The sequence below is a fragment of the Clavibacter sp. genome, from assembly GCF_014802555.1.
GTDB lineage: Bacteria > Actinomycetota > Actinomycetes > Actinomycetales > Microbacteriaceae > Clavibacter > Clavibacter sepedonicus.
Genome location: NZ_JAAVCB010000009.1, coordinates 1 through 18,534, shown reverse-complemented (window position 1 = coordinate 18,534; position 18,534 = coordinate 1). Strand labels below are relative to the sequence as shown.

Here is an 18,534-nt window from a genome sequence, read left to right as displayed (position 1 = left end):
GGTCGCGCCGGGAGCGCCTCCGCGAGCGTCGCCGCCACCGCCGATCCGACGCCCACCCCGAGCCCGACCCCCACGCAGGCGCCGCCGCGTCCCGCGCCCGCCGACGAGGCCGCCGCGCGCGACCTCCGCATGTGCTCGATCTCGTCCCTCGCGCAGGATCCGCGCCTCGCCACCTTCGAGGGCCAGGTCCGCGACGCCGCGACCGGCCGCGTGCTCTTCGACCGCAACGGCAGCACGCCGGAGCGCACGGCGAGCGTCATGAAGGTCATCACCTCGGCCGCGGCCCTCGCGGCGCTCGGCCCCGACCGGCGCATCGCCACGACGGTGGTCCGTGGCTCCGAGCCCGGCACCGTGGTGCTCGTCGGCGGAGGGGACCCGACGCTGTCGCGCCTCACCTCCGGCAGCTCCGTCTACCCCGGTGCGCCGCGCCTCAGCGACCTCGCCCAGCAGGTGCGCACCGCGTGGGCCGCGGATCCCTCGACGGCCGGCACCCCCATCACCCGCATCGTGCTCGACACCTCCCTCTTCTCCGGGGACACCTGGATCCCGTCGTGGGCCGCCTCCGAGCGGAAGGCGGGCTACTCCAGCTTCATGACGCCGCTGCAGCTCGACGCCGACCGCGCCGATCCGGCCGCCGTCGTCTCCGCCCGCAGCGAGGATCCGCTCGCGCGCGTCGGCAGCACCTTCCGCTCCATGCTGGGCGGGTCGGCCGACGTCACGCAGGGCGCGGCGCCCGCCGGCGCCCGCGTGCTCGGCAAGGTCGAGTCGCAGCCGGTGTCGTCCCTCATCCAGACCGCGCTCATCAACTCCGACAACGTGCTCGCGGAGTCCCTCGCGCGGCTCGTGAGCATCCAGGTCGGCGCCGGGAACACGCAGCAGTCGCTGGCGGCGGGCATCCCGAAGGCCCTGCAGGCGTACGGGCTGGACACGTCCACGCTCACCATCGTCGACGGCCAGGGGCTCAGCCCCGACGACCGCGTGCCGCCGTCGCTGCTCGCGCAGCTGATGATCCAGGTCGACCAGCGTCAGCAGGCGCTCGGCTACCTGCACGACGGGCTCCCAGTCGCCGGGCGCACCGGAACGCTGGCGGGGCGATTCACCGGCGACAGCGCCGTGGCCCGCGGGCACGTCGTCGCCAAGACCGGCTGGATCGACACGGGCTACACGCTCGCCGGCATCGTCGACGCGGCCGACGGCACCAAGCTCACCTTTGCCTTCTACGCCATCGGGAACGTGACGGGCGACGCGAAGATCGCCCTGGACGCGCTGGCCGCGGGAACGTACCGCTGCGGAGCGGACCTGGGGGACGAATGAGGCGCTGCCCGGTCCCGGGCGGCGGATCCACGGCACCGGGCCCGGCCCGGGGAAGGAGCGGAGCATGACCAGGGCTCTGTTCATCATCGACGTGCAGAACGACTTCACGGAGGGCGGCGCGCTCGGCGTCGAGGGCGGCGGCGACGTCGCGCGGGGGATCACCGGCCTCCTCGCCGCGGAGCCGTACCGCTACGACCACGTCATCGCCTCCCGCGACTGGCACGAGGCGACGGGCGACAACGGCGGGCACTTCGCCGCTGCGGGCGTCGTCCCCGACTTCTCGACCACGTGGCCCGAGCACTGCGTGCAGGGCACGCACGGCGCCGAGTACCACCCCGACCTCGACGTCACCGCCGTCGACTTCCACGTCCGGAAGGGCCAGGGCGCGCCCGCCTACTCGATCTTCGAGGGCACGACCGAGGACGGCGTGCCGCTGGCGGACCTGCTGGCGCTGCACGAGATCACCGACATCGACGTCGTCGGCCTCGCGACCGACTACTGCGTGCTCGCGTCGGCCCTCGACGCGGTGCACCAGGGCAAGCGCGTGCGGATCCTCGCCGACCTCGTCGCGGGCGTGGCGCCGGCCACCAGCGCCGCCGCCCTCGACCGGCTGCGCGACGCCGGGGCGGAGATCGTGGAGGGCCCGGCCGACTGACGGCCGACCGTCCACCCGCACGAGACCGCAGCACGCAGCACCACCCAGCACCGCACAGCACGGAAGAACCGAGGACACCATGAGCGCATCCACCGAGACCGACCTCCTGTCGGGCACGCCCACCACCCTGCTCATCGGGGGCGAGCGGATCGACGCGGAAGGCGGGGCGACGTTCGAGGTCCGGGATCCGGCGACCGACGAGGTCATCGCGCGGGTCGCCGACGCGAGCCCCGCGGACGGGGCGCGCGCGCTCGACGCGGCCGTCGACGCGCAGGCCGCGTGGGCCGCGACGGCTCCGCGCGCCCGGGGTGAGATCCTCCGCCGCGCGTTCGACCTCCTGCAGGAGCGGAAGGACGAGTTCGCGCTCCTCATGACGCTCGAGATGGGCAAGCCGCTGGCCGAGTCGCTCGGCGAGGTGACCTACGGGGGCGAGTTCCTCCGCTGGTTCTCCGAGGAGGCCGTGCGCATCACGGGCCGCTACGGCGTGAACCCCGAGGGCACCGGCCGCATGATCGTGTCGCAGCACCCGGTCGGGCCGGTCCTGCTCATTACGCCGTGGAACTTCCCGCTCGCGATGGCGACCCGCAAGATCGCTCCGGCGCTCGCCGCGGGCTGCACCGTGGTCATCAAGCCGGCCGATCTCACGCCGCTCACCACGCTCCGCTTCGCCGAGCTGCTGGCGGAGGCGGGGCTGCCCGCCGGCGTCCTCAACGTGATCCCCACCACGTCCGCCGCCGACGTCACCGGTCCGCTCATCGCGGACCCGCGGCTGCGGAAGCTGAGCTTCACCGGATCCACGCCCGTCGGCCGCCAGCTCGGCGCGCAGGCCGCGCAGAACGTGCTGCGCGTCTCGCTCGAGCTCGGCGGCAACGCGCCGTTCGTAATCTTCGCCGACGCCGACATCGACAAGGCCGTCGAGGGCGCCGTGACGGCGAAGTTCCGCAACGTCGGGCAGGCGTGCACGGCGGCCAACCGGTTCATCGTGGAGGCGTCGATCGCGGATGCGTTCGCCGACCGGCTGCAGGAGCGCATCGACGGGATGCGGATCGGGCGCGGCACCGAGGAGGGCGTCACGGTGGGTCCGCTCATCGACGGCCGCGCGGTCGACAAGGCCGACCGGCTCGTGCGCGACGCCGTGGAGCGCGGCGCGACCGTGCGCGCGGGCGGCACGCCGGGGGACGGCACCGGCCACTTCTACCCGCCGACCCTCCTCACGGGCGTGGCCGAGGGCAGCGACATCCTGCGCGAGGAGATCTTCGGGCCGGTGGTCGCCATCGTCCCGTTCGACGACGAGGACGACGCCGTTCGTCTCGCCAACGACACCGAGTACGGCCTCGTCTCGTACGTCTTCACCCGCGACCTCGCGCGCGGTCAGCGCATGATCGAGCGGCTCGAGACGGGCATGACGGGCCTCAACATGGGCGTCATCTCCAACGCGGCGGCGCCGTTCGGCGGCGTGAAGCAGTCGGGGCTCGGCCGCGAGGGCGGGCTCGAGGGGATCCACGAGTACCTGAACACGAAGTACACGCTCACGCCCGACCCGTTCGCGTCGTAGTGGCGCACGTCGTCCCGATCGAGGATCTCGCGGATCCGCGGCTCGCCGACTACAGCCACCGCACCGACGTCGCGCTCCGGAAGGCCGAGGGGGCGGGCCACGGGATCTACCTGGCGGAGTCGGCGCTGGTGCTCGAGCGGGCGCTGAAGGCGGGGCACGCGCCCCGGTCGGTGCTCGCGCTCGGCGGCACGGTCGACGAGGCGCTGGCGCTCGTCGGCGACCGGGACGTGCCGGTGTTCACCGGGCCCGGCGAGCTGCTCGCGGAGCTCACCGGCTACGTGCTGCACCGCGGCGTCGTCGCGTCGCTCGACCGGCCGGCGCTGCCGTCCGTGGCGTCGCTGCTCGCGGACGCCCGGCGGGTGGTGGTGCTCGAGGACGTCGTGGATCCCACCAACGTCGGCGCGATCTTCCGCTCGGTCGGGGCGATCGGCGCCGACGCGGTGCTCGTGACCCCGCGTTGCACGGATCCCTTCTACCGCCGCGCCATCCGCGTCAGCATGGGCACGGTCCTGCAGGTGCCGTGGACGCGCACGGGGGAGTGGCCGGAGACGCGCGCCGCCCTCGCCGACGCCGGCTTTCACGTCGCGGCGCTCGCCCTGACGCCCGACGCCGTGTCGATCCGCGACTTCCCGGCCGAGGACCACGAGAAGCTCGTAATCGTGCTCGGCTCCGAGGGGCCGGGGCTGTCGGCGGAGGCGATCCGGTCGGCGGACACCGTCGTGCAGATCCCCATGGCGCACGGCATCGACTCGCTGAACGTCGCGGCGGCCAGTGCCGTCGCCCTGTACGCGCTGGCGGCACCGACGCGCTGATGCCGCCGGCCCGTCCCTCACCGGGCGGGAAGCGGGCCGCCCTGCGCCGGATCCCGCGTGGATGGCGTACCCCGAGCTGCGAGCGCCTAGCCTGGCCTCACCGACGAGAAGGGGTCCCCATGAGCACGCGTCCTGCGCGCCGGCGCCCCACGCGCCTCGCCGTCGTCTACCTGGTGCTCGCGGCCGCCGGACTCGTGCTGACGTGGTCCGCGAACATCCGCGTGGTCACGGAGGGCCGGGACTTCCTCGCCGACCTGTCCGCCGGCGGCGCGTCGGTGTCGTCGCTGTCGTGGGACCTCCTGATCGCGGCGGTCGCGAGCGTCGTGTTCATCGTCGTCGAGGGGCGGCGGCTCCGGATGCGGCGGGTGTGGGTCTACGTGCTGCTGGCGCCGCTCGTGGCGTTCGCGTTCGCCCTGCCGCTGTTCCTCGCGGCCAGGGAGATGCACCTGAGCGCGCCGGAGCGGACGGAGCCGACGCCGGGCGCGTGATCCCGTCGGAGCGCCGCTACACGAGCAGCTGGTGCTTCGCGAGGTCGCGGTAGAGCGGCGTCGAGACGACGAGCTCGGCGTGCGTGCCCGTGCCGACGACGCGGCCCTTCTCGACGACCACGATGAGGTCGCTGTCGACGACGGTCGAGAGCCGGTGCGCGATCACGATGAGGGTGCGGTGCTCGGCGACCGCGTCGATCGCCTTGCGGAGCAGCTGCTCGTTGAGGCCGTCGAGGCTGGACGTCGACTCGTCGAGCAGCAGGATCGGGGGAGCCGAGAGCAGCGTGCGCGCGATCGCGAGGCGCTGGCGCTCGCCGCCGGACAGCATGATGCCGTCTTCGCCGACGGGCGCGTCGAGGCCGAGCTCGTTGCGCGCGAGCACCTCGGTGAGGTTCACCGCGTGCAGCACCTGGACGCAGTCCTCGTCGGTCGCGTCGAACGCGGTGAGGGTCAGGTTCTCGCGGAGCGTGCCGGCGAGGACGGGGGCGTCCTGCTCGACGTAGCCGATCTGGCGGCGGAGGTCCTCGCGGTCGAGCGTGCGGATGTCGCGGCCGCCGACCCGGACGACGCCGGAGGTCGGGTCGTAGAAGCGCTCGATCAGGGCGAGGATCGTGCTCTTGCCCGCGCCCGAGGGGCCGACGAGCGCGATCCGGGTGCCCCGCTCGGCGCGGAAGCTGATGCCCTGCAGGACGCCGCCGCCCGTGCGGTCGGCGCCGGGGGAGGCGTCCGCGGAGTCGGCCGGAGAAGCGGGTGCCTCGGTCGTCGCGGCACCGTCTGCGGTGGCGTCCGCATCCGCCGCCACCGGGTACGCGAACCGCACGTCCACGAGCTCCACGGCGGGTGCGTCCGTGCGGTCGTCGCCCGCGGGCGCGTCGTCGCGGAGTCGTGCGGCGAGGTCGGCGTCGCCGTCGGTCTCGACCGGTAGCTTCACGATCTCCTGGATGCGGCCGAGCGCGCCGAGCGCCTGGTTGACGGCGGTCACGGCACCGAAGGCCTGGCCGAGCGGCATGATCATCAGGAAGAGGAACAGGATGAATGCCACGAGGTCGCCGACCGTGATGGCACCGGCCGCGACGCGGTAGCCGCCGACGCCGACCACCACGAGGAACGACGCCTGCAGCGCGATGCCCGCGATGGGCACGACGACGGCGGACGCCTTCGCGACCTTGATCCCCATCTCCCAGGCGCCCTCGGCGTCGGCCTCGATGGCGCGGATCTCGCGGTCGGTCGGGTTGCTGGCGCGGACGGTGCGGATCGCGCCGATGGCCCGCTCGACGCTCGCGGCCAGGTCGCCGACCTTGCGCTGCGCGCGCTGGCTGGCCACGCGGATCCGGCCGGACAGGCCCACGACGGCGACCACCGAGACGGCGACGACCAGCACGGTGAGGCTGAGGAGCACGGGGTCGATGATGAGCATCGCGATGATGGCGCCGAGGAACGTGACCGCGCCGCCGATCGCCTCGACGAGGCCCTGCGTGAGCACGGCGCGGAGGAGCGTGGTGTCGGAGCCGACGCGCGAGACGAGGTCGCCCGTGCGGCGGGTGTCGAACTCGGAGATGGGGAGGCGGAGGATCCGGCGCACGAGCGTGCGGCGCGACGAGAGCACGATGCCCTCGCCCATCCGCTGCAGCAGGTAGTGCTGGTAGCCGGACAGCACGCCGGACACGACGACCAGGCCGACGAGCGCCCACACGAGGACGCCGAGCTGGCCGCCCTCCTGCACGACGCCGACGACGCGCTGCACGAGGAGCGGCTGGCCGAGGCTCGCGGCGGCGCCGAGGACGCTCAGCACGACGACGAAGGCCATCAGCCCGCGCTGCTCGAGGATGTAGGGGAGGAGCTCCGAGAAGCGCGCGCGGGGCCCGTCGTCGGCGGAGTCGCGACGGGCGAACGGGTTGCGGGAGCGGGCGCGCGGCGCGGCGGCGGTCTCGGGGCGGGCGGTGCTCATGCGTGTTCTCCCGGTGGTGGGTGCGATCGTGATGCTGCGCGCGGTCAGCCGAGCGCAGGACCGGCGGCGGTCGGGCGGTCGACGGGCGGGCGTCGCGCGTGTCGCATCGCCGTGGCGACTCTACGCTCCGGCCGCCGCGCAGCCGCCGGGAGCGCTTCCGCTCGTGGAGAAAACCCCCGGCCGTCCCTAGGCTGTGGTCTCGTGCCCACCCCCGTCATCACCGCCGACCGCCTCGTGAAGAAGTACGGCGACCACGTCGCCGTCGACGGCCTCTCCTTCGAGGTCGCGCCCGGCGAGTCCTTCGGGCTGCTCGGGCCGAACGGCGCCGGGAAGTCCACGACCATGCGCATGATCGGCGCGGTCTCGTCGCGCACGGGCGGCTCGCTCGACATCCTCGGGCTCGACCCCGACACGCACGGGCCCGAGATCCGCTCGCAGCTGGGCGTCGTGCCGCAGGCCGACAACCTCGACCTGGAGCTCAAGGCGCGCGACAACCTCATCGTCTACGGCCGCTACTTCGGGCTGCCGCGCAAGCAGGTCGCGGCCCGCGCCGACGAGCTGCTCGAGTTCGCGCAGCTCAGCGACCGCGCGAACGCGAAGGTCGACGACCTGTCCGGCGGCATGAAGCGCCGCCTCACGATCGCGCGCGCCCTCATCAGCGACCCGCGGATCCTGCTGCTCGACGAGCCGACGACGGGCCTCGACCCGCAGGCCCGCCACATCCTCTGGGACCGCCTGTTCCGCCTCAAGGAGCAGGGCACGACGCTCGTGCTCACCACGCACTACATGGACGAGGCCGAGCAGCTCTGCGACCGGATCGTCGTGGTCGACGAGGGCCGCATCATGGCGGAGGGCTCGCCCGCGTCCCTCATCCGCGACCACTCCAGCCGCGAGGTGCTCGAGGTGCGCTTCGGATCCGACCGCAACGAGTCCGCGTCGCGCGAGATCGCCGGGTACGGCGACCGCGTCGAGGTGCTGCCCGACCGCGTGCTCGTCTACGCGTCCGACGGCGAGGCCGTGCTCAGCCGCATCCTCGAGCAGGGCCTGAAGCCCATCACGACACTGGTGCGCCGCTCCAGCCTCGAGGACGTCTTCCTCCGCCTCACCGGCCGGAGCCTCGTCGAGTGAGCGCCGTCGACACCCGCGAGGCCGTCGCCGCCGGCGTCCGCCCGCGCCGCTACGGCGCCTGGTACGCGGCCGAGCACCGGCTGCTCGGGATCCGCGCCTACCTCGGCACCGCGCTCGCGACCGGCATCGCGAGCCCCTACGCCTACCTCTACGCGCTCGGCGTCGGCCTCGCCACCGTCGTCGACCGAGGCACCGACGCGAACCAGGCGCTCGGCGTGAGCTTCCTCGTGTTCGTGGCACCCGCGCTCCTCGCGACGAGCGCCATGACGGTCGCCAGCGAGGAGTTCAGCTACCCGATCTTCGGCGGCTTCAAGTGGAACCCGGTGTTCCAGGCGATGAACGCGTCGCCGCTCACCCCCGCCCAGATCATGGACGGGCAGGTCATCGGCGTCGCGATCCGCATGGCGCCCACCTGCATCGCCTACTTCGCCTTCATGCTCCTGTTCGGCGCGGTGCCGCTCGGCACGGGGTTCCTCGCGATCGGCGCCGCGGTGCTCACGGGCATGGCGATCGGCGTGATGCTCATGGCCTACGTCGCGACCCTCACGCAGGACACCGGCCAGATCGCCATGGTCATGCGCTTCGTGATCACCCCGCTGTCCCTGTTCTCGGGCACGTTCTTCCCGCTCACCCAGTTCCCCGTCTGGCTGCAGTGGATCGGCTGGATCTCGCCGCTCTGGCACGGCACCGAGCTCGGCCGCGTCGCCACCTACGGGATGCAGGAGCCGCTGTGGCTCACGGCCGTGCACGTCGCCTACCTGCTGCTGTGGCTCGCGGTGGGCTGGACCCTCGCGCGCCGCGTCGCGACGAGGAGGCTGCGCGCATGACCGGATCCACGATGCCCGCGAACGCCCCGGCCCCCGCGCCCGCCGCCCGCCGCAGCCGCGGCGGCCCCCGCTCCCTTTATGCCGGCAACGCCCGCTCGGTCCTGTCCCGCGGCCTGCTCGCCACCCGCAGCACCAACTGGACCGTCGTGCTCTCCGGCTTCTTCGAGCCCGTCTTCTACCTGCTCGCGATGGGCATCGGCCTCGGCTCGCTCGTGGGCGACGTGACGACGAGCACCGGCCAGCCCGTGCCGTACGCCGCCTACATCGCGCCCGCCCTCCTCGCCGTCTCGGCGATGAACGGCGCCGTCTACGACTCCACCTGGAACGTCTTCTTCAAGATGAACCACTCGAAGCTGTACCAGGGCATGCTCGCGACCTCGCTCGGGCCGCTCGACGTCGCGTTCGGCGAGATCTCGCTGGCGCTGCTGCGCGGCGTCGTCTACTCGTCGGGCTTCCTCGTCGTGATGCAGGTGCTCGGCCTCAACCTGTCGTGGTGGGCGATCCTCGCGCTGCCGTCCGTGGTGCTCGTCGCGCTGGCGTTCGCGAGCTTCGGCATGGCCGTGACGAGCTACATGAAGACGTTCCAGCAGATGGACTGGATCAACTTCATCCTGCTGCCCATGTTCCTGTTCTCGGCGACCTTCTACCCGCTGTCCGTGTACCCGGCGTGGATCCAGACGGTGATCCAGGCGCTCCCGCTCTGGCACGCGGTGGAGCTCGTGCGGGGGTTCACGACGGGCGCGCTCTCGTTCGCGGTCGTCGGCCACGTGCTCTACTTCGCGGTGATGACGGCCATCGGCCTGGTCTCCACGACGCGGCGGCTGCGGGTCCTCTTCCTCGACTGAGGCCGCCCGCGACGAGCGCGACGCCGGCGGATCCCATGACGACGGCCGCCGTCGCGATGGCGGCGGGGTAGGCGGCGGGCTGCGCGGACGCGGGGACGAGGGCGAGCACCTGCGCCGTCACGACCGTGGCGAGGAACGACGAGCCGGCCAGCACCGTCGACGTGAGCGAGGAGACCCGGCCCATGGTCCCGACGGGCGCCTCGGCCTGGAGGATCGGGCCCTGCGAGACGAGGAAGACCGCGAAGACGAGGCCGGCCAGCCCCATGAGGATCGCGGCGGGCAGGAACGCGCGCACCGTCGAGTAGGCCGCATAGGTGGCGCCGAGGGCGACGAGCGAGGCGGGCAGCGCGCGCTCGGGGCGGATGCGGGCGACGAGCGCGGGCGCCGTGAAGGATCCGACGAGGCCCCCGACCGCGAACATCGCCGTGACCACGCCGTACTCCGCAGCCGTCAGGCCCATCGTGGTGAGGGCGACGAGCGCGAGGGTCGCGTTGTTGACGCCCAGGGTCACGCCGTAGGCCGCGAGGCCGGCCACGAGGATCCGTAGGCGTGGCGACGCCCGCACGATGCGGATCCCGGCGGCGAGCTCGGCGCGGAAGCGGGCGCGCGCGGAGGCGACCGAGCCGTGCGCGTCGGCGTCCGCGTCCGTGCCCAAGGCCCCCGCGCCCGCCGCCGTGGCTCCGCGTTCGCGCACCGCGAGCACCAGCGCCGCCGACGCGAGGAACGACACGGCGTCCATCGCGAGCGCGGGCTGCGGCCCGAGCGCGGCGTACACGGCCGGGCCGGTCATGGCCGAGAGGATCCCGACGCCCGTGCTCGCGAGCAGCGAGCGTCCCGCGGCGGCGGCGCGGCGATCCGCCGGCACGACGACCTGCACGAGGGCCGCGCGCGCCGGGTCGAAGAGCTGCGACACGGAGCCGATGAGGAGCTGCGTCGTGATGACGGCGGCGATCACGAGGGGCGTGGGCCCGGTCACCGCGATCACCATGAGCGGCACGAGCAGCCCGGCGCGCGCGACGTCGGCCGCGACCATGACGCGGCCGGCGGGCCACCGGTCGACGAGCACGCCCGCGACCGGCGCGAGCACGAGGCGCGGCAGGCTCGTCGCCCCGATGACCGCGCCGATGTAGAGCGGCAGGGCCGGGTCGCCCGGCGCGAGTCCCATGGCGAGCCACACCGTGACGGTCGCCGCGAGCACGTACTCGCCGAACGCGGACAGCGCCTGCGCGAGCCAGATGAGCGCGAAGGACCGTGAGATCAGCAGGGGCGGGCGGGGCGGGCGGGCGTCGCCGGCTGCTCCGGGCATGGCGTCCTCCGATCGGATCTCCTCTCCACGGTATCGGCCCGCCCAGCGGCCGCACGGACGGGCCCGGGTGCCGGATCCGCTCGGTACCCTGGCGGGGAGCGCCACCCGGGCGCGGCCGGCCGCGTGCCGGGGGAGGCTAGGTGCCCATGGGCCGCGTCGTGGTGCTCGGATCGCTCAACGTCGACCAGGTGGTGCGCGTGCCGCGGCACCCGCAGCCGGGGGAGACGCTCATGGGATCCGACCCCGAGCGGCTCTGGGGCGGCAAGGGCGCGAACCAGGCGGTCGCGGCGGCCGACGCCGGCGGCGAGGTCGCGATGGTGGGGGCCGTGGGCGACGACGCCGACGGATCCGCCTACCGCGCGCGTCTGACGGCCCGCGGCATCGACGTCACCGGCCTGGCGACGGTGGACGGCGCGACGACGGGCCTCGCGATCATCGCGGTGGACGACGACGGCGAGAACACGATCATCGTCGCGCCCGGCGCCAACGGGCGCGTGACATCTACGCACCTGGATCCGCTCGACGCGCTCGCCGCGGGCGACGTCCTGCTCGCCTCGCTCGAGCTCCCCCTCGACACGATCTCCGAGGGCGTCCGCCGCGCGCACGCCGCCGGCGCCCGCGTCGTGCTCAACCTCGCGCCCTTCGCCGCGCTGCCCGCCGACGTGCTGGCGCTCGCGGATCCCGTCGTCGTCAACGAGCACGAGGCGGGACTCCTCCGCGGGTCGGGCACACCGGCCCCCGCGTCGCTGCTCGTGACCCTCGGCGCCGAGGGCGCGATGTGGGGCGACGTCGAGGTCCCCGCGTCGAAGGTCTCCCGCGTCGTCGACACCACGGGCGCCGGCGACGCGTTCTGCGGCGCGCTGGCCTCGGCGCTCGCCGCGGGCGCCGACCGCGGGGCCGCCCTGGTCGTCGCCGCCGACGCGGCCGCGGTCGTGGTGCAGCGGCAGGGCGCGCAGCCGGCGGACGACTGAGCCCCGTGGGCGACGCCGGGCCGGATCCGCACGGGGCGGCGGCTTCCGTCGTCGCCTTCGTCCGCGCCCTCGCGACGCCGCCGTGGCCGCGCCATGTCGCGGACGCGGAGCGGATGCTGGCAGCTCTCGGCGTGCGTCCCACGTGCGACGTGGACGCGTACGACCCCGACTCCGACCCCGACCCCGACTCCGAGCTCCGCTCCCTGACCGGTAGTCCCGACGCCGTCGACCATCTGAGCCTCGGCACCCACGCGGGCGGGGTCACGATCATCGGCTTCTTCCTGGCGCGGCACGGCCGTCCGCGCGATCCGCTCGTCCGGCGCGACCACGACGCCCTCGTCGCCGCCCTCGCCGCTGCCTTCGGCGTGTTCTGCCCGGCCTTCGACGATCAGCCGAGCCCCGTGCTGTGGGACGTCGGTGAGTTGGAGGTGGGCGTCCAGCTCTTCGACCGCGTCGACAGCAGCGTGATGGTGTGGGTCGATCACCGCGAGCGGTCGGTACGCGCGGAGGCGGCCGCGGGCGACGGATCGACCGCCGTCAGCGCGGACGCCGCCGACCCCGCGTGACCGCCTGCTCGTCGGACGAGCGGTCGCGCGATAGCGGGTACGCCCGGTCGAGGCGGGGGCCCACGACCACGCGGAGCAGGAACCCGGAGAGCAGCGCACCACCGGCCCAGTACGCCGCGATGAGCAGCGCTCCGACGCCGGGCAGCACGCGCGTGGCGATGCCGGCCACGACGAGCAGCGTCCAGACGACCCCGACCCCGTGGTACAGCGAGCGGAACCCGTCCGTCACCGCGTCGCGCCGCTCCTGCTGACGCTCCGCCCGGTCGTCGAGCGCGGACACCGTCCGGCCGAAGTCACCTTCGCCGACCACGGCGAAGAGGTCCCGCACGGGCACCTCGAGCGCCTTCGCGACGAGCGACAGCGTCTCGAGGCTCGCGTCGTTCCCCGCCTCCAATCGCTGCACCGTGCGCACCGTGATCCCGCTCGCCTCCGCCAGCCGGTCCTGCGTCCATCCGCGCTCCCGGCGCAGCTCCACGATCCGTGTCTCGTTCATGGACCCAGACTGGCGGCCGGGGAGTCTCGCCACCACGACGCGGGCCCGACAGGAGCACGACATCCGCCCGACAGCGGGGCGACATCGGCGGCGTCAGGCGGATCGCTCACCCGCCGGGCACGCGCTGTGGCAGGTTGGACGCATGCCATCGGAGACCCGCTCGCGCTTCCGGGAGCAGGCGGAGGGTGCTCTGGCGACCTTCGCCGGCATCGCCACGTACCTGCTGCTCCAGGTGGCCCGCCGCACCGAGGTGCGCACGGAGGGCGACCGCGTGCTCGTCGTCGTGTGCACGATCGTCGCGATCGCGACGGCGGCCGTGGTCGTGGTCATCGCGGTGCGCAGTGCGGTCCGTCGGCGACGTGAGCGCGTCGCTGCCGAGGCGCGTGCGGTCGAGCCGCTCGTGGGCGATCCCGACGGCGGATCGGGCTCCTAGCGACGTAGGCCGCGGTGGCGCGCGACCTCCACGACGAGCGCTACCAGCACGAGCGCGGCACCGGCCGCAACGAACCACCAGGCGACCGCGATGCCTCCCGGCTCCTCGCCCGCGATGCCGCCCATGACGGCACCCAGCGCGACCGCGAGGACGAGCGCGCCGGAGCCGGCCAGGGTCGCCGCGAGGATCCGCATGTCCGCGACCATCAGACCGGCTGCAGCGCGCGCTGCTCGCCCGCGGGCAGCTCCACGCGCACGGCGTCGTCGGGTCGGACCTCGCCGCCGGTGATCACGACGCCCATCACACCGGACTTCCGCACGACGTTCCCGTCGGCGTCGCGGTCGAGCACGGCCTTCATGGCACCCGAGCCCAGCTTGTCGATCTGGATGCACGGGTTCCGGAGGCCCGTCAGCTCGACCACGGCCTCGTCGCCGAGGTGCAGGCGCGTGCCCGTGGGCAGGTCGAGGAGCGGGATGCCCGCGGTCGTCACGTTCTCGCCGAGGTCGCCGGGACCGACCGTGAATCCCTTCCCCGCGAGCTCCGCGTGCAGCTCGGCGTGGACGAGGTGCACCTGGCGGAGGTTCGGCGCGTCCGGGTCGCGGCGCTTCCGCGACAGGTGCTGGACGGTCGTGCCGAGGTGCGCGTCGCCTTCGACGCCGAGGCCGGCGAGGAGCGTGATCGACGGGCGGACGGGCTTGGAGAAGCGGTGGGCGTCGTCGCGCGCGACCGCGAGGACCCGGGGCGATGCGGACGGCTGCATGCCAGCGACGATAGCGGCGCGGCCGCCGCCGGGCGACCCTCGGGCCGTGACGGGGGCGCGATCTCCCGCCGCCGTGTGTCTGCCGCTAGGTTCGGGTCATCGATGGCGATGGGGGATGCGATGCGCGCGACGGCCATGAGCGGATCACGCAGGACGACGCTGGTCGCGGGTCTCGCCTCCGCGGGTGCGCTGCTGCTGCAGCCCGTGCTGCTGGGCGGCTTCCGGATCCAGCCGACGCCGGACATGGCGTCGACGATCGTGCTGCAAGGGCCCGTCGTCGACGTCCTCGGCGTCGTGCTCACGGTGGTCGCCGCCGTGGTGCTCGCCCGCGGCGTGCGCGGGGAGCCGGGGCTCATGCGGGCATCGCGGGCGGCCGCGATCGCGGTGCTGGTGGCCGCAGGCGGGCTGGTGGTGCTCGCGGTGGCGGACGTGATCGTCGGGCTGTCGCTCGCGGATCCGCGGGAACCGGTGCTGCCGGCGGGCGTCGTGATCGTGACGCAGGTGGCGGGCGCGATCCACGAGGCCGCGCTCGCGGTCCTCGCCGTCATGGTCGTCCGCGGGCTGCTGCTCGAGCCGCTGGCCCGGGTGTCGCTCCTCGTGCTCGCGCTGGCGACGGCGGTGTCGTGGCTCCTCTATGCGGGCCTCGGGTCGTTCCTGCCGGGCGGCGCGTGGTCGCCGCTGATGCTGCTCCTGGTCGCCCTGCCGACCGTCACCCTCCTGGCCTCCGTCGGCCTCGCCGTCGGCCTGGTGGTGCACGGGCGTTCGGCCGCGATGCGCGAGCGGGCCGAGGCGATCCACCGGGCCTGGTGAGGGCGTCGTCCGGATCCCGGACATGACGAGGGCCGGGCCGACGCGTCGACCCGGCCCTCGATCCGGTCAGCGCGCGGCGACCGCCTCAGCGGGCGCGGCCTTCGCCTGGCCGTGCTCGCGCACCACCAGGAGCGCCACGAGCGAGATCGCCGACGCGACGCTGAGGTAGACGCCCACCAGCGCGACCCCTCCGCCTCCGATGTCCCAGAGCCAGGTGGCGATGAACGGCGCGACGGCCCCGCCGATGATGCCCGCGAGGCTGAACGCGAGGGACGCGCCCGTGTAGCGGACGTCGGTGGCGAACAGGCCGGGCAGCAGGGATCCGACGGCGCCGTACCCGATGCCGATGAGCGCGAAGCCGAGGATCACGAACAGGAGCGCGCCGGGCACGCCCGTCGCGAGCAGGGGATCCATCAGCAGGCCGAACACGACCATGCCGGCGGCGCTCACGGCCACGACCGGCCGAGCGCCGCGACGCTCGGCGAGCACGCCCGAGACCACGATGGCGATCGCGAAGAACACGACGCCGACGAGGAGCATGAGCAGGAAGTCGGTGCGGGCGTAGCCGAGGCCGGCGTGGAACGAGGACGCGTCGAACGGCTTGCCCGCCTTCGTGGCGGCGGCCTCGGCGGCCTCCGCGGTGCGCGGCGACGTGCCGTAGGTGACCGTGAACGTGGTCATCAGGTAGAAGAGCGTGAAGATGGCCAAGAGGGCGAGCGCCCCGAGGACCAGCCCGCGCCAGCCGGTGCGGATGGTGCGGCCGAGCGGGAGGCGGGACGTCTCGCCGCGGTCGAGGACCGCCTGGAACTCCGGCGCCTCCACGAGCTTGACGCGCACGTAGAGGCCGACGAGCACGAGCACGGCGCTGGCGAGGAACGGCACGCGCCAGCCCCACGACTGCAGGTCGGCGGGGGAGAGCGTGAGCGAGAGCACCAGGAACAGGCCGGTGCTGAGGAAGAACCCGATGGGCGCGCCGAGCTGCGGGAACGTGCCGTAGACGGCCCGCTTCCCCTCGGGCGCGTTCTCGGTGGCCAGCAGCGCCGCGCCGCCCCACTCGCCGCCGAGACCGAGGCCCTGGATGAAGCGGAGCACGGCGAGGGTGGCGGGGGCCGCGATCTCCCAGCCCGGCGTGAGCCCGCTCGGGAGGGAGCCGATCAGCACGGTGGCGATGCCCATCGTGAGCAGCGACGCGACGAGCGTGTGCGTGCGGCCGAACCGGTCGCCGAAGTGGCCGAAGAGCACGGATCCGATGGGCCGTGCGAAGAACGCGACGCCGAACACGGCGAGCGACTGGAGCTGCGCGACCGCGGGGTCGTCGTTCGCGAAGAAGAGGGCTGGGAACACCAGCACGGCGGCCGTCGCGTAGACGTAGAAGTCGAAGAACTCGATGGACGTCCCGATGAGGCTCGCAATTACCACCCGCGAGCGCGGGTTGGCCGGGGTGGCGACGGGCGGGGCGGTGGCAGGGCCAGCGGTCATGGCGGTTGCTTCCGACTTGAGGGACGGGGAGACGCCACGGATTTGGCGCGCCGACGGTACCGGCGCTCCCCGCCCCTCCGGGCCGGCCGTTCACATGACGCGTGTCAACTGACGTTCCCCGCGTAGTCCGCGTCGCGCGTCTCGCGGCTGATGACGAGCGCGACCAGCGTGATCGCCGCCATGGCGCTCAGGTACACGCCGACCAGCAGCACGTTCCCGTCGAGCAGCTGCCACAGCGCCACCGCGATGAAGGGCGCGACCGCGGCGCCGAGGATGCTCGCGACGTTGTAGCTGATCGCGGATCCCGTGTAGCGCACGTTGGTCGGGAACAGCTCGGGCAGCACCGCGCCCATGGGGCCGAAGGTGAGACCCATCAGCGTGAAGCCGAGGATGAGGAGCGCCATCGTGCCGACGAAGCCGGCCGAGAACAGGGGCACGAAGAGCAGGCCGAAGACGAGGATCCCGACGGTGGTGGCGATGAGCATCTTGCGGCGGCCGTGCTTCTCGGCGAGAGGCCCCGAGACCATGGTGAAGATCCCGAAGAACACGACGCCGACGATGAGCATGAGCAGGAAGTCGTTGCGCGCGTAGCCGAGGCCCGCGGCGAACGTGTCCGCGTTGAAGGGCTTGCCTGCGGCGGTCGCGGCGGCCTCGGCGGTGGCGGCGTCGCGCGCCGTGGTGCCGTAGGTGAGCGTGAACGTCGTCATCAGGTAGAAGAGCGTGTAGGTCGCCAGCATGATGAAGGTGCCGAGGATCAGCGGGCGCCAGCTCGTGACGAACACGCGCGCGACGGGCAGCTTCGCGACCTCGCCGGAGTCGACGACCTTCTGGAACGCGGGCGTCTCGATGAGCTTGAGGCGCACGTAGAGGCCGACGATCACGAGCACGGCGCTCGCGAGGAACGGCACGCGCCAGCCCCACGCCTGGAACTGCTCGGGGGAGAGGCCGAGGCTCAGCGCGAGGAAGACGCCGTTGGCGACGATGAAGCCGATGGGCGCGCCGAGCTGCGGGAACGTGCCGTAGATGGCGCGCTTGCCGGCGGGCGCGTTCTCGGTGGCGAGGAGGGCGGCGCCGCTCCACTCGCCGCCGAGGCCGAGGCCCTGGCCGAAGCGCATGATCACGAGGAGCGCGGGGGCCGCGACCTCCCAGCCGGGCGTGAGCGCGGTCGGCAGGCACCCGATCAGCACGGTCGCGATGCCCATCGTGAGCAGCGACGCGACGAGCGTGCCCTTGCGACCGACGCGGTCGCCGAAGTGGCCGAAGAGGATGGATCCGATGGGCCGCGCGATGAACGCGACGCCGAACACCGCGAAGGACGCGAGCTGTGCGACGGTCGGGTCGTCGTTCGCGAAGAAGAGCGCGGGGAAGACGAGCACCGCGGCGGTCGCGTAGACGTAGAAGTCGTAGAACTCGATCGACGTGCCGATGAGGCTCGCGATGATCACGCGCGAGCGAGAGTTCCCGGCGGGCGGGGTGGCGGTGGACGGGGCGGCGGTGCGGGCCGCGGGGGTCGTGGACATGGGAGGAGACGGCTTTCGGCTGGTGCGGCGTGAGCGGCAGGGGCGCGCGGAGGGGCGGGCGCGCCGGTCGGGCGCGGGCGCCGGGTGCGGCGGAGTCGAGGGGGCCACTCGTGATGGCGACCCTGAGTTTACGCCCCTGGGGAGATGCTGTGCGCGGTCCGTAGGCTGAGGCCGACCGGCGGATCCCCGCGATGCCGCCCGACCACGAGGAGCCCCATGGAGCACGAGACCGGCCGCCAGGTCCTGCCCGGGCTCGCGAAGCTCTGCGGGGTGGGCGCCTTCGCCGCGGTCGCGACCGGGTACTGGTACCTCGCGATCCCGTGCGTCGCCGTCGTCGTGCTGTGCGTCCTGCAGCTGCGCCGGTGGACGCACCAGGAGCTGGAGGAGCGCGCCCGTCTCGCCGAGTCGCCGACCGAGGAGGACCACGCGGAAGCGCTCAGGTGGGACGAGGACGGCGGCGTCGCCCTCGACCCGCTGCCGTCGGACGAGCCGGGGCCGGACGACCGGCGCTAGCTGTACTGGGTCATGACGTTGGTGACACTCGGGCCGCGGGCGTGAGCCCGTGGCTTGAGTGGATTCGTTCAGTGTTGTAGTGCTCGATGAAGGGGTCAAGCGCGTCGGCGC

Annotated in this window: 20 protein-coding genes and 1 pseudogene; 13 read left to right on the top strand and 8 right to left on the bottom strand. The window is 73.6% G+C overall.

Going from position 1 to position 18,534, the window contains the following annotated elements; all coding sequences use genetic code 11:
• The 5 genes from dacB to HDR73_RS00935 form a co-directional block, all read left to right on the top strand.
• A partial coding sequence (gene dacB, locus HDR73_RS00955; protein ID WP_287136190.1) for a D-alanyl-D-alanine carboxypeptidase/D-alanyl-D-alanine endopeptidase occupies positions 1–1,314 on the top strand: 1,314 nt, incomplete at its 5' end.
• 64 nt (positions 1,315–1,378) lie between these two features.
• Entirely contained in the window at positions 1,379–1,969 is a 591-nt protein-coding gene (locus HDR73_RS00950) for an isochorismatase family protein (protein WP_012297670.1), read from the top strand.
• Positions 1,970–2,048: 79 nt separating this feature from the next.
• Positions 2,049–3,524, top strand: coding sequence for an NAD-dependent succinate-semialdehyde dehydrogenase (locus HDR73_RS00945; RefSeq protein ID WP_012297671.1), 1,476 nt, complete (start codon positions 2,049–2,051; stop codon positions 3,522–3,524).
• Positions 3,524–4,336 (top strand): TrmH family RNA methyltransferase, encoded by an 813-nt coding sequence (locus tag HDR73_RS00940; RefSeq protein WP_012297672.1) that lies wholly within the window; start codon positions 3,524–3,526, stop codon positions 4,334–4,336. Before HDR73_RS00945 ends, HDR73_RS00940 begins: the two co-directional genes overlap by 1 nt.
• 119 nt (positions 4,337–4,455) lie before the next feature.
• The gene (locus HDR73_RS00935) at positions 4,456–4,824 is read left to right on the top strand and encodes a DUF2834 domain-containing protein (protein WP_012297673.1); all 369 of its coding nucleotides are present in this window, start codon (positions 4,456–4,458) and stop codon (positions 4,822–4,824) included.
• A gap of 16 nt (positions 4,825–4,840) precedes the next feature.
• On the opposite strand, the gene HDR73_RS00930 is transcribed toward HDR73_RS00935, so the two are convergent.
• Positions 4,841–6,772 (bottom strand): ABC transporter ATP-binding protein, encoded by a 1,932-nt coding sequence (locus HDR73_RS00930; RefSeq protein ID WP_012297674.1) that lies wholly within the window; start codon positions 6,770–6,772, stop codon positions 4,841–4,843.
• A gap of 201 nt (positions 6,773–6,973) precedes the next feature.
• On the opposite strand from HDR73_RS00930, the gene HDR73_RS00925 reads away from it, so the two are divergent.
• From HDR73_RS00925 to HDR73_RS00915, 3 genes are read left to right on the top strand one after another with little or no spacing between them, the layout of a single operon-like run.
• Positions 6,974–7,900, top strand: coding sequence for an ABC transporter ATP-binding protein (locus HDR73_RS00925; RefSeq protein WP_041464267.1), 927 nt, complete (start codon positions 6,974–6,976; stop codon positions 7,898–7,900).
• Positions 7,897–8,727: an ABC transporter permease gene (locus tag HDR73_RS00920; RefSeq protein WP_012297676.1), complete on the top strand. Its 831-nt coding sequence runs from the start codon at positions 7,897–7,899 to the stop codon at positions 8,725–8,727. Before HDR73_RS00925 ends, HDR73_RS00920 begins: the two co-directional genes overlap by 4 nt.
• Positions 8,724–9,572: an ABC transporter permease gene (locus tag HDR73_RS00915; RefSeq protein ID WP_012297677.1), complete on the top strand. Its 849-nt coding sequence runs from the start codon at positions 8,724–8,726 to the stop codon at positions 9,570–9,572. The genes HDR73_RS00920 and HDR73_RS00915 overlap by 4 nt, the downstream gene beginning before the upstream one ends.
• Here HDR73_RS00915 and HDR73_RS00910 read toward each other — a convergent pair.
• A complete protein-coding gene (locus HDR73_RS00910; protein ID WP_012297678.1) occupies positions 9,457–10,878 on the bottom strand; it encodes an MFS transporter in 1,422 nt (473 codons plus the stop codon). The two genes, HDR73_RS00915 and HDR73_RS00910, sit on opposite strands and share 116 nt — an antisense overlap.
• A gap of 146 nt (positions 10,879–11,024) precedes the next feature.
• Here HDR73_RS00910 and HDR73_RS00905 point away from each other — a divergent pair, with 146 nt between their 5' ends.
• Complete coding sequence (locus HDR73_RS00905) at positions 11,025–11,849, top strand: ribokinase (protein ID WP_407637318.1); 825 nt, start codon at positions 11,025–11,027, stop codon at positions 11,847–11,849.
• A gap of 5 nt (positions 11,850–11,854) precedes the next feature.
• Positions 11,855–12,415, top strand: coding sequence for a hypothetical protein (locus HDR73_RS00900; RefSeq protein ID WP_012297680.1), 561 nt, complete (start codon positions 11,855–11,857; stop codon positions 12,413–12,415).
• On the opposite strand, the gene HDR73_RS00895 is transcribed toward HDR73_RS00900, so the two are convergent.
• Positions 12,387–12,908 carry a helix-turn-helix transcriptional regulator gene (locus tag HDR73_RS00895; RefSeq protein ID WP_012297681.1) on the bottom strand — a complete coding sequence of 174 codons (522 nt, stop codon included), beginning with the start codon at positions 12,906–12,908 and terminating at the stop codon, positions 12,387–12,389. The two genes, HDR73_RS00900 and HDR73_RS00895, sit on opposite strands and share 29 nt — an antisense overlap.
• Before the next feature lie 142 nt (positions 12,909–13,050).
• Here HDR73_RS00895 and HDR73_RS00890 point away from each other — a divergent pair, with 142 nt between their 5' ends.
• Positions 13,051–13,341, top strand: coding sequence for a hypothetical protein (locus HDR73_RS00890; RefSeq protein WP_012297682.1), 291 nt, complete (start codon positions 13,051–13,053; stop codon positions 13,339–13,341).
• Here the strand turns inward: HDR73_RS00890 and HDR73_RS00885 are convergent.
• Both HDR73_RS00885 and HDR73_RS00880 read right to left on the bottom strand, forming a co-directional pair.
• A complete protein-coding gene (locus HDR73_RS00885) occupies positions 13,338–13,535 on the bottom strand; it encodes a hypothetical protein (protein ID WP_223842683.1) in 198 nt (65 codons plus the stop codon). The two genes, HDR73_RS00890 and HDR73_RS00885, sit on opposite strands and share 4 nt — an antisense overlap.
• An 11-nt stretch (positions 13,536–13,546) precedes the next feature.
• A complete protein-coding gene (locus HDR73_RS00880; protein WP_012297684.1) occupies positions 13,547–14,101 on the bottom strand; it encodes an MOSC domain-containing protein in 555 nt (184 codons plus the stop codon).
• A 135-nt stretch (positions 14,102–14,236) separates the two neighbouring features.
• Here HDR73_RS00880 and HDR73_RS00875 point away from each other — a divergent pair, with 135 nt between their 5' ends.
• Positions 14,237–14,911, top strand: coding sequence for a hypothetical protein (locus tag HDR73_RS00875; RefSeq protein WP_223842684.1), 675 nt, complete (start codon positions 14,237–14,239; stop codon positions 14,909–14,911).
• Between the two features lie 66 nt (positions 14,912–14,977).
• Here the strand turns inward: HDR73_RS00875 and HDR73_RS00870 are convergent, their stop codons facing one another.
• The gene (locus tag HDR73_RS00870) at positions 14,978–16,390 is read right to left on the bottom strand and encodes an MFS transporter (RefSeq protein WP_041464269.1); all 1,413 of its coding nucleotides are present in this window, start codon (positions 16,388–16,390) and stop codon (positions 14,978–14,980) included.
• Between the two features lie 104 nt (positions 16,391–16,494).
• Entirely contained in the window at positions 16,495–17,910 is a 1,416-nt protein-coding gene (locus HDR73_RS00865; RefSeq protein ID WP_041464270.1) for an MFS transporter, read from the bottom strand.
• A gap of 216 nt (positions 17,911–18,126) precedes the next feature.
• Between HDR73_RS00865 and HDR73_RS00860 the strand changes: the two genes are divergently transcribed.
• Positions 18,127–18,423: a hypothetical protein gene (locus HDR73_RS00860; protein ID WP_012297688.1), complete on the top strand. Its 297-nt coding sequence runs from the start codon at positions 18,127–18,129 to the stop codon at positions 18,421–18,423.
• 10 nt (positions 18,424–18,433) lie between these two features.
• Here the strand turns inward: HDR73_RS00860 and HDR73_RS00855 are convergent.
• Positions 18,434–18,534: pseudogene (locus HDR73_RS00855) on the bottom strand (IS481 family transposase); the annotation flags it as partial.

Bases quoted from the DNA above. Each gene is read 5' to 3' on its own strand.
- HDR73_RS00915 (WP_012297677.1), top strand. From the start codon at position 8,724: ATGACCGGATCCACGATGCCCGCGAACGCCCCGGCCCCCGCGCCCGCC.
- HDR73_RS00905 (WP_407637318.1), top strand. From the start codon at position 11,025: ATGGGCCGCGTCGTGGTGCTCGGATCGCTCAACGTCGACCAGGTGGTG.
- HDR73_RS00910 (WP_012297678.1), bottom strand. From the start codon at position 10,878: ATGCCCGGAGCAGCCGGCGACGCCCGCCCGCCCCGCCCGCCCCTGCTG.
- HDR73_RS00895 (WP_012297681.1), bottom strand. From the start codon at position 12,908: ATGAACGAGACACGGATCGTGGAGCTGCGCCGGGAGCGCGGATGGACG.
- HDR73_RS00935 (WP_012297673.1), top strand. From the start codon at position 4,456: ATGAGCACGCGTCCTGCGCGCCGGCGCCCCACGCGCCTCGCCGTCGTC.
- HDR73_RS00930 (WP_012297674.1), bottom strand. From the start codon at position 6,772: ATGAGCACCGCCCGCCCCGAGACCGCCGCCGCGCCGCGCGCCCGCTCC.
- HDR73_RS00875 (WP_223842684.1), top strand. From the start codon at position 14,237: ATGAGCGGATCACGCAGGACGACGCTGGTCGCGGGTCTCGCCTCCGCG.
- HDR73_RS00880 (WP_012297684.1), bottom strand. From the start codon at position 14,101: ATGCAGCCGTCCGCATCGCCCCGGGTCCTCGCGGTCGCGCGCGACGAC.
- HDR73_RS00865 (WP_041464270.1), bottom strand. From the start codon at position 17,910: ATGTCCACGACCCCCGCGGCCCGCACCGCCGCCCCGTCCACCGCCACC.
- HDR73_RS00945 (WP_012297671.1), top strand. From the start codon at position 2,049: ATGAGCGCATCCACCGAGACCGACCTCCTGTCGGGCACGCCCACCACC.
- HDR73_RS00950 (WP_012297670.1), top strand. From the start codon at position 1,379: ATGACCAGGGCTCTGTTCATCATCGACGTGCAGAACGACTTCACGGAG.
- HDR73_RS00885 (WP_223842683.1), bottom strand. From the start codon at position 13,535: ATGCGGATCCTCGCGGCGACCCTGGCCGGCTCCGGCGCGCTCGTCCTC.
- HDR73_RS00870 (WP_041464269.1), bottom strand. From the start codon at position 16,390: ATGACCGCTGGCCCTGCCACCGCCCCGCCCGTCGCCACCCCGGCCAAC.
- HDR73_RS00890 (WP_012297682.1), top strand. From the start codon at position 13,051: ATGCCATCGGAGACCCGCTCGCGCTTCCGGGAGCAGGCGGAGGGTGCT.
- HDR73_RS00860 (WP_012297688.1), top strand. From the start codon at position 18,127: ATGGAGCACGAGACCGGCCGCCAGGTCCTGCCCGGGCTCGCGAAGCTC.